This is a genomic window from Robinsoniella sp. (genome assembly GCF_034124845.1).
The window spans coordinates 1-8223 of sequence record NZ_JAWYAJ010000260.1; the positions used below are offsets into that span (position 1 = coordinate 1).

Annotated in this window: 7 protein-coding genes and 1 pseudogene; 7 read left to right on the forward strand and 1 reads right to left on the reverse strand. The window is 42.2% G+C overall.

The genetic code is table 11. The features are described from left to right. The first annotated feature begins 406 nt into the window (after positions 1 to 406). Positions 407 to 1279 (forward strand): hypothetical protein, encoded by an 873-nt coding sequence (locus tag ACH2DQ_RS12875; RefSeq protein WP_394914362.1) that lies wholly within the window; start codon positions 407 to 409, stop codon positions 1277 to 1279. Between the two features lie 33 nt (positions 1280 to 1312). Here ACH2DQ_RS12875 and ACH2DQ_RS12880 read toward each other — a convergent pair whose 3' ends face one another. Then, positions 1313 to 2836: an oligosaccharide flippase family protein gene (locus tag ACH2DQ_RS12880; protein WP_394914363.1), complete on the reverse strand. Its 1524-nt coding sequence runs from the start codon at positions 2834 to 2836 to the stop codon at positions 1313 to 1315. Between the two features lie 285 nt (positions 2837 to 3121). On the opposite strand from ACH2DQ_RS12880, the gene ACH2DQ_RS12885 reads away from it, so the two are divergent. The 6 genes and pseudogenes from ACH2DQ_RS12885 to ACH2DQ_RS12910 all read left to right on the forward strand — a co-directional run. Next, positions 3122 to 3580: an Rrf2 family transcriptional regulator gene (locus ACH2DQ_RS12885; RefSeq protein ID WP_027293845.1), complete on the forward strand. Its 459-nt coding sequence runs from the start codon at positions 3122 to 3124 to the stop codon at positions 3578 to 3580. Between the two features lie 13 nt (positions 3581 to 3593). Next, entirely contained in the window at positions 3594 to 4781 is a 1188-nt protein-coding gene (nifS, locus tag ACH2DQ_RS12890) for a cysteine desulfurase NifS (protein ID WP_394914364.1), read from the forward strand. Between the two features lie 180 nt (positions 4782 to 4961). Further along, on the forward strand, positions 4962 to 5405 hold the full coding sequence (gene nifU, locus ACH2DQ_RS12895; RefSeq protein WP_394914365.1) for a Fe-S cluster assembly scaffold protein NifU: 444 nt from the start codon (positions 4962 to 4964) through the stop codon (positions 5403 to 5405). Next, positions 5405 to 6481, forward strand: a complete 1077-nt coding sequence (gene mnmA, locus ACH2DQ_RS12900) for a tRNA 2-thiouridine(34) synthase MnmA (RefSeq protein ID WP_394914366.1) — start codon at positions 5405 to 5407, stop codon at positions 6479 to 6481. Before nifU ends, mnmA begins: the two co-directional genes overlap by 1 nt. Positions 6482 to 6540: 59 nt before the next feature. Next, the gene (locus tag ACH2DQ_RS12905; protein WP_394914367.1) at positions 6541 to 7350 is read left to right on the forward strand and encodes a histidinol-phosphatase HisJ family protein; all 810 of its coding nucleotides are present in this window, start codon (positions 6541 to 6543) and stop codon (positions 7348 to 7350) included. Positions 7351 to 7623: 273 nt separating this feature from the next. Continuing rightward, positions 7624 to 8223: pseudogene (locus ACH2DQ_RS12910) on the forward strand (type I glyceraldehyde-3-phosphate dehydrogenase); the annotation flags it as partial.

Below are 8223 nucleotides of genomic sequence, written 5' to 3' on the forward strand. Positions count from 1 at the left end.
GAAGCAGATCGCAGAGCGCTTCTATGGTTAAGAAAAAGATGGCACAGCAGAAAAGAAGCAGATGTTTTTTGATCATTGAGAAAATCAGCTTCATAATTTTATTCCTCCTCGCAGTTGATAGTTTAAATGGTCTTTTGCGAAGTGTCACGAACGGCTGTGAGAAAGCCAGTATCAAACACTTTCAAACGCGCGCTTGTCATTTGCCAGATCATTATATCATAAATAAAAAAGTGTGAGGCAAAAATCCTGTCTGCTTATGGAACTCTTCTCTGAGATATCTTAAATTTTACTTAATAAACAAACCGGCCTTGCAAAAATCTTGTCATGATAAAGAAAGTATGACATAATATACCTATTCAATATGGTATGCAAAAAGGCAGGAAAACATTTAAGGGAGTGACCGGAAATGGAGAAAAGAATGAATAAAAAGTGGAAATTGCTAATCTTAACATTAATGGCATTATGCATGTTTGGAATGCTGTCTATTACCTCTTTGGCAGGCTTCCGGCAGACAGAAGGCGGATACCGTTATTACCTGGATGGAACGGATCAATATCTGAAAGGATTTCAAATGGTAGACAATCAGACATATTATTTCAATAAAAAAGGTTATATGCAGACTGGATGGGTCAAAATAGGAAAGAGTTATTATCACTTCGCCGATAATGGCCCAATGACGCGAAATAGCTGGTATGGACCCTATTTCCTGGGACGAAACGGTAAGATGGTAGTCAATAAGTGGGTTGGCGGCCGGTATGTGGGAAAAGACGGTGCATGGATTCAGGACTATGATAAGAAGAGCAAGCCGGGTTTTGTAAAGACTGCCAAAGGAACCAAGTATAAAAAGCCAAATGGTAAATATGCAAAAAGAGAATGGCTCTGGATTGGCAAAAACGGAAGTGTGACAAAAGGGTATTGGTACTATTTTTATACCAACGGCATTATGGCAAAGGACACCTGGCTGAATGGAATCTTCCATATGAACAGTAAAGGACACCTGGATACGGATAAGTGGATCGGCGGCAGATATGTGGACAAGGATGGAGAACTGGTTCGCAATGCCTGGGTTAAAAATACATATTATGTGGGTTATGACGGCAGGAAATACCGCAACATGTGGATCGATGACCATTATGTGGGAAGCAATGGCAAAATGGTGAAGAAAAAATGGATTGGTAATAAATATCTGCAGAAGGACGGTACCTTGGCTAAAGATAAATGGATTAATGGAAAATACGTGGATAAGAATGGTAACTGGGTGAAAAATAAAAAGCAATAAGTTAGGAATAAAAAGACATAATAAAGCTGTCGGTCATTTGGCCGGCAGCTTTATTACGCGAAAAACGATGAGCAGCAGAACGTAAGACAGTGTTAACAGGATTGCTAACGAAAACAGTTCAATCAGCGGAGGTGGAACAAACCCCAGTGAATGAACGGTCTGCCTTGCGAAGAGTATAATACCGATGCTGAGTACCAGTGCCAGAATCGGAAGAACGATGGATGCCTGCACATGGTAGGAATAGTCATATTCTTTTTTCAGGGAACGCAGCGCCATAAAAGCAATGACCAGTTCACTTGCCAGCAGTCCCCAGAGATATCCGGAGATCCCAAACAGAGGTACCGCGAACCAGACAAAGCCGATTCGAAGCAGAAGCCCTATGGTACTCTGGATAAAGGTAGTCGTAGTTTTGCCCAGCCCGTTTAATACACTGGTCAGTGTCGTGGTGAGATAAAGAAAGGGACAGATCCAGGAAAGCGTTAAAATAAATGGACCAGCCAGATCGCTGTGGAACAGCACCTCACCCATTTCATTGCCCAGTGCCAGGAAAACGCCGGTACAGAGGATGCCGAGAATCAGGCTGTATTTAATGGTATTTTCAATAGTTACGGTGATTCGTGTTCCGTCCTGGGCGGACTGTGCCTCCGAAACGGTAGGCAGCAGTAAAGTAGAAGCAGATGCTGTAATTGCCGACGGAAATAAAATGAGCGGTATGGACATACCGGTCAGGACACCATATGTACTCAGTGAAGTAGAAACATCCATGCCATATACTCTCAGTCGAAGGGGAATAAAAAGGGCTTCCATACTTTGCAGGAGATTTAAGAGTACGCGGTTTAAAGTAAGGGGGGTGGATAAGGACAACATTTCTTTAAAATTGGTTACCATAGAACTGGTAGGCGTATCTTTGTAGTTCTCGTTCCCGAAGTGTACCGCGATAATGGTACTGCATAAAAGGAAAGAAACCACTTCTTCGGTTACCATGCCGTATACGGCAAGTGCAGGTGTGATAGCAATGCCTTTTTCAATAAAGATAATGTAGAGAACGTAAGAAGTTCCCATACGGACCAGAGACTCAATCAGCTGGGAGATGGCAGGCACATTGGTACGGCGCAGTCCATAATAGTATCCGTTAATACAGGAATGGACAGCTGCAAAAGGAACTGAGTAGGCAAGGAGGCGCAGAAGTTCGGCACATCGTGTTTCCTCCAAAAACTGCACCGAAATAAAATCTGCATAATAGAAGAGGATGTAGCATGCCAGTGCAGATAACGCCAGGGAAATGGTAAGACCGGTTATGAAGATATTCCGGGCGCCTTTTTTATCACCAACTGCCATTTTCCCCGATACAAATTTGGAAATGGCGGTCTGGATGCCGGACGCAGTCAGGGAACAGCTCATAGCATAGATTGGGAAAATTAACTGGTAAATCCCCATTCCTTCCGCACCGATTGTATAAGAAAGGAATATTCTATAGAAGAAACCGATGATGCGGCTGGCGAAGCCGGCAAGGGTCAGAATGATGGCTCCCTTAATGATAATATGCTTTTTGTTCATAGGAAGTCTCCCACAAGTTTTCTTTAATATATATTCGATATAAGTGCTTGACAGAACTATGCAGTGGTGTTATATTTTACCTATGAAATCCGAGTAAATTACTGGGGATTAAAGTCGGATCTCCCGCAGCAAGCTTGACTGGGAGATTTGTTATATGCTCTGTTTCGGTCCGTGCTAAACGTGCGCCACCGACACACAGCACCCCTTCCGGCAGTTGCCATGTGGATGTGTCCGCACATCTGTTTGGTTAGTAGCCGCGGAAATAAATTTTAAGAAGGTGAGCAGATGAAGCTTTCTACAAAAGGCAGATATGGGCTTCGTGCGCTGATAGATTTGGCGATGTACAGTGAGAAAGAAGCAGTGTCCATCAGCAGTATTGCAGCCAGACAGAATATTTCGGAGAGCTATTTGGAACAATTAGTAGGAAAGCTTAAAAAAGCAGGAATCGTACTTAGTATCCGCGGGGCTCAGGGTGGCTATAAGCTGGCAAAACCCGCATCAGATATATCCGTAGGTGACATCTTAAGAGCTTTGGAAGGGAATCTGGATGCCGTAGAGTGTCCGGGCCTGAAAGAAGAAAACGGATGTGAAGGCGCAGATCTTTGTGTCACCAAATATGTATGGCAGCGTATCAATGAAAGTATAAGCCACGCAGTGGACGAAATGAAATTGGATCAGTTAGTAGAAGAAAGTAAAAAAACAAAAAATAAAGGGCAGCAAAAATCTAAAGCATGTGAAAATTAAGGAGATGGTTATCATGAAGAAATTAATATATCTGGACAATGCAGCTACAACAAAAACTGCTCCGGAGGTAGTGGAGGCAATGCTTCCTTATTTTACGGAGAACTATGGAAATCCATCCAGTGTCTATGAATTTGCAGGTGTCAGTAAAAAAGCTGTGACACAAAGCAGAGAAATTATTGCAAAAGCATTAGGGGCCAATGACAATGAGATCTATTTTACCGCAGGGGGTTCAGAAGCAGATAACTGGGCACTGAAAGCAACGGCTGAGGCTTATAAATCCAAGGGAAATCATATCATAACCACAAAAATCGAGCATCATGCCATTCTTCATACAGCAGAGTATCTGGAGAAAAACGGCTATGAAGTGACCTATCTGGATGTAGATGAAAATGGAGTAGTGAAGCTTGAGCAGTTAAAGAAAGCAATTCGTCCGACAACCATTCTGATATCCGTTATGTTTGCAAATAATGAAATCGGAACCATTCAGCCGATCAAGGAAATCGGCGACATTGCCTGTCAGAACGGCATTCTTTTTCATACAGATGCGGTACAGGCTTTTGGACAGCTTCCGATCAATGTAGATGAATGTCATATCGATATGTTAAGTGCAAGCGGTCATAAATTAAACGGACCCAAAGGAATTGGTTTCTTATATATCCGCAAGGGTGTCAAAATCCGTTCCTTTGTTCATGGAGGAGCACAGGAGAGGAAAAGACGAGCAGGTACGGAAAATGTACCGGGTATCGTAGGTCTTGGAGCTGCGGTACAGCGTGCCATGGATACTATGGAAGCCAGAACGTCACAGGAAATAAAACTGCGGGATCATCTAATCGAGCGCGTGCTAAAGGAAGTGCCCTATACGAGATTAAACGGTCATCGTACTTTAAGGCTTCCCAACAATGTAAACTTCAGCTTCCAGTTTGTAGAAGGGGAATCCCTGCTCATTATGCTGGATATGGACGGTATCTGTGGTTCCAGCGGTTCAGCTTGTACTTCCGGTTCACTGGATCCTTCTCATGTACTGCTGGCGATCGGGCTGCCTCATGAAATCGCCCATGGCTCTTTACGTTTAACCTTAGGTGAAGAGACTACCATGGAAGATATTGATTACGTGGTGGAAGTGATTCAGAAAATCGTTGAAAAGCTGCGCAGCATGTCGCCATTATATGAAGATTTTATGAAAAAGTCAGTTCGTAGATAAGGGTAGATATAAAATCAGATACATGCAATTGATACAGTTATAAGACGAGAAAATGATAAAGAATAATAATAAAAAGATGTAAGTCTCACAAATAAAAGTCTAAGATATGAGAAAAATAAAATATAATAACCAAGAATAAGCAAGTGACAGCGATCACAGTAGAATATGGAGGAACTTAGAATGTACAGCGAAAAAGTTATGGATCATTTCCAGCATCCGAGAAATGTAGGAGAAATTGAAAATGCAAGCGGTGTAGGTACCGTGGGAAATGCAAAATGTGGAGATATCATGAGAATATATCTGGATATTGATGAAAATAAAATTATCCGGGATGTTAAATTTAAAACCTTTGGATGCGGTGCTGCAGTTGCTACCAGCAGCATGGCAACGGAACTTGTAAAAGGCAAAGATATCAAGGAAGCACTGACGATTACAAACAAAGCAGTTATGGAGGCTTTAGACGGACTTCCACCTGTAAAAGTACACTGCTCCCTTCTGGCTGAAGAGGCGATTCACGCAGCGCTGTGGGATTATGCAGAAAAGAACCACATTCAGATTGATGGACTGGAAAAACCAAAGTCAGACATTCACGAAGGTGAAGAAGAGGAACAGGAAGAGTATTAATGGAAAAGAAAAAAGTAGTCGTAGGAATGTCCGGAGGAGTCGATTCCTCCGTTGCGGCCTACCTGTTAAAAGAGCAGGGCTATGATGTCATTGGTGTCACCATGCAGATCTGGCAGGATGAAGACGACGAAGTGCAGGAAGAGAATGGCGGATGCTGCGGACTGAGTGCCGTGGATGATGCCAGAAGAGTGTCCCAGGATCTTGAGATTCCTTATTATGTTATGAATTTCAAAGCGGAATTTAAAGAAAATGTAATGGACTACTTTGCTGAGGAGTATCTGCAGGGCAGGACTCCCAATCCCTGTATAGCCTGTAACCGTTATGTAAAATGGGAATCTCTTCTAAAAAGAAGCCTGGATATCGGGGCGGATTATATCGCTACAGGCCATTATGCAAGAGTGGCTCAGCTGCCAAATGGCAGATATACATTAATGAAATCTGCAACAGCGGCAAAAGACCAGACATACGCATTATACAATCTTACCCAGAATCAGCTTGCCCATACTTTAATGCCGGTAGGGGCGTATACCAAAGACGAGATCCGCGCAATCGCAGATAAGATCAACCTGCGTGTGGCACACAAACCGGACAGTCAGGAAATCTGTTTTGTGCCGGATCAGGACTATGCAACATTTATCGAAGAATATTCCGGAAAGCGGATACCCCAGGGGAATTTTATCAATACAAAAGGGGAAGTCATCGGACGCCATAAAGGAATTACCCACTATACCATCGGCCAGCGAAAAGGCTTAAATCTGGCGATGGGACATCCGGTATTCGTGGTGGAGATAAGACCTGATACAAATGAGGTGGTAATTGGTGAAGGGGATGAAGTATTTGGACATACCCTTTATGCAAATCATCTGAATTTTATGTCCATTGAAGACCTGGATGGGGAAATGGAAGTCATGGCAAAGATCCGTTATAACCATAAGGGATCTCCCTGTACCATTAAAAGAGTAGAAGAGGATAAAGTTCTCTGTACATTCCCGGATCCGCAAAGAGCCATTACACCCGGACAGGCTGTGGTTTTCTATGACGGAGACTATGTGCTGGGAGGCGGTACCATTCTTTAGCGGTCTGGTGCTGTGTTAGGCGTTGAAGTACCGGAACGTGTTTGAAAGGAGTATTCAAAATGAAATCAGATTACCATCTGCATACCTGGCATTCCGCAGATTCAGAAACGCCCATGCGTTCCATGATCGAAGAAGGCATACGGATTGGACTGAAAACCATGTGTTTCACGGAACATATGGACTATGATACCCCAAAGGAAATGGGGAATTTTGAATTAGATACAGAAGCATATTTATACGAGTACCAATGTTTAAAAGAAGAATATCAGGATAGAATAGAATTGCTCTTTGGCGTCGAACTGGGATTGCAGGCACATCTTGTGGAAAAACATGAAGCCTATGTAAGTAAATATCCCTTTGATTTTGTAATTGGATCATCTCATGTGGTTAGAGGATGCGATCCCTATTATCCCAGTTTCTTTGAAGGGAGAACAGAGGAATCCTGCTATCTGGAGTATTTTGAATCCATTGAAAAGAACATACGGGCATTCTCTGATTTTGATTCTTATGGGCACCTGGATTATGTAGTTCGTTACGGACCGAATAAAAACCGGGATTATTCTTATGGAAAATATGGGGAGATTCTGGAGGGAATCCTTAAGCTTCTCATTGAAAAAGGAATTGCCCTGGAAGTAAATTCCGGAGGGATCAAGTACGGGCTTGGGGAGCCGAATCCATCTGTGGATGTGATCCGGGCTTACCGGAAACTGGGGGGAGAGTTTATTACCTTGGGGTCAGATGCCCATGCACCGGAATACCTGGCTTATGAATTTAAGCAGCTTCGGCGGATTTTAGAAGAATGCGGTTTTTCCCGTTATACAGAATTTCGGAAAAGAACGCCGGAATTTGTAGAACTTACGAATATATAAAGCGTATATAAAGTGTGGAAGCTTGTCTTTGACGGGGCAATCTATAACAAAAAGACATGTTTCTCCGCTAATATGGTATTTTTAATGTGCAGGTATACAGAAATTTGTAAAAGAAGCATAAATTTTGAAATTGCACTTGAATTTTAGAAGGAAATTAGGTAAAATAGCAAATAGGTTGATGTTTCTTTAACAATCTTATTGAAACTCTAAACTAACCAGGTACATATAATATGCTCCCGGTTATAATATTTTATTCTTAGGAGGAATTAAATCATGGCAGTAAAAGTAGCAATTAATGGTTTTGGACGTATTGGACGTCTTGCTTTCAGACAGATGTTTGGCGCAGAAGGATATGAAGTAGTTGCAATTAACGACTTAACAAATCCTAAAATGTTAGCACACTTATTAAAATATGATTCAGCTCAGGGTAGATATGCATTAGCTGATAAAGTTACTTGCAGCGAAGATTCCATCACAGTAGACGGAAAAGAAATCAAAATCTACGCACAGAGAGATCCTAAAGATCTTCCTTGGGGCGAATTAGACGTTGACGTTGTTCTGGAGTGTACAGGCTTCTTTACATCCAAAGATAAAGCTTCTGCTCATATTGCAGCAGGCGCTAAGAAAGTTGTTATTTCTGCTCCAGCAGGAAATGACCTTCCTACAATCGTTTACAATGTAAACCATACAGAATTAAAAGCAGAAGATACTGTTATTTCAGCAGCTTCCTGTACAACAAACTGTTTAGCTCCTATGGCTAAAGCATTAAATGACTTAGCTCCAATCAAAACTGGTATCAAGCTACTATCCATGCATACACAGGAGATCAGATGACTCTTGACGGACCTAATCCAAAGGGAGATTTAAGAAGAG

Coding starts and splice junctions, on each gene's coding strand:
- nifU (WP_394914365.1), top strand. CDS start 4,962: ATGTACAGCGAAAAAGTTATGGATCATTTCCAGCATCCGAGAAATGTA.
- ACH2DQ_RS12885 (WP_027293845.1), top strand. CDS start 3,122: ATGAAGCTTTCTACAAAAGGCAGATATGGGCTTCGTGCGCTGATAGAT.
- ACH2DQ_RS12880 (WP_394914363.1), bottom strand. CDS start 2,836: ATGAACAAAAAGCATATTATCATTAAGGGAGCCATCATTCTGACCCTT.
- ACH2DQ_RS12905 (WP_394914367.1), top strand. CDS start 6,541: ATGAAATCAGATTACCATCTGCATACCTGGCATTCCGCAGATTCAGAA.
- nifS (WP_394914364.1), top strand. CDS start 3,594: ATGAAGAAATTAATATATCTGGACAATGCAGCTACAACAAAAACTGCT.
- mnmA (WP_394914366.1), top strand. CDS start 5,405: ATGGAAAAGAAAAAAGTAGTCGTAGGAATGTCCGGAGGAGTCGATTCC.
- ACH2DQ_RS12875 (WP_394914362.1), top strand. CDS start 407: ATGGAGAAAAGAATGAATAAAAAGTGGAAATTGCTAATCTTAACATTA.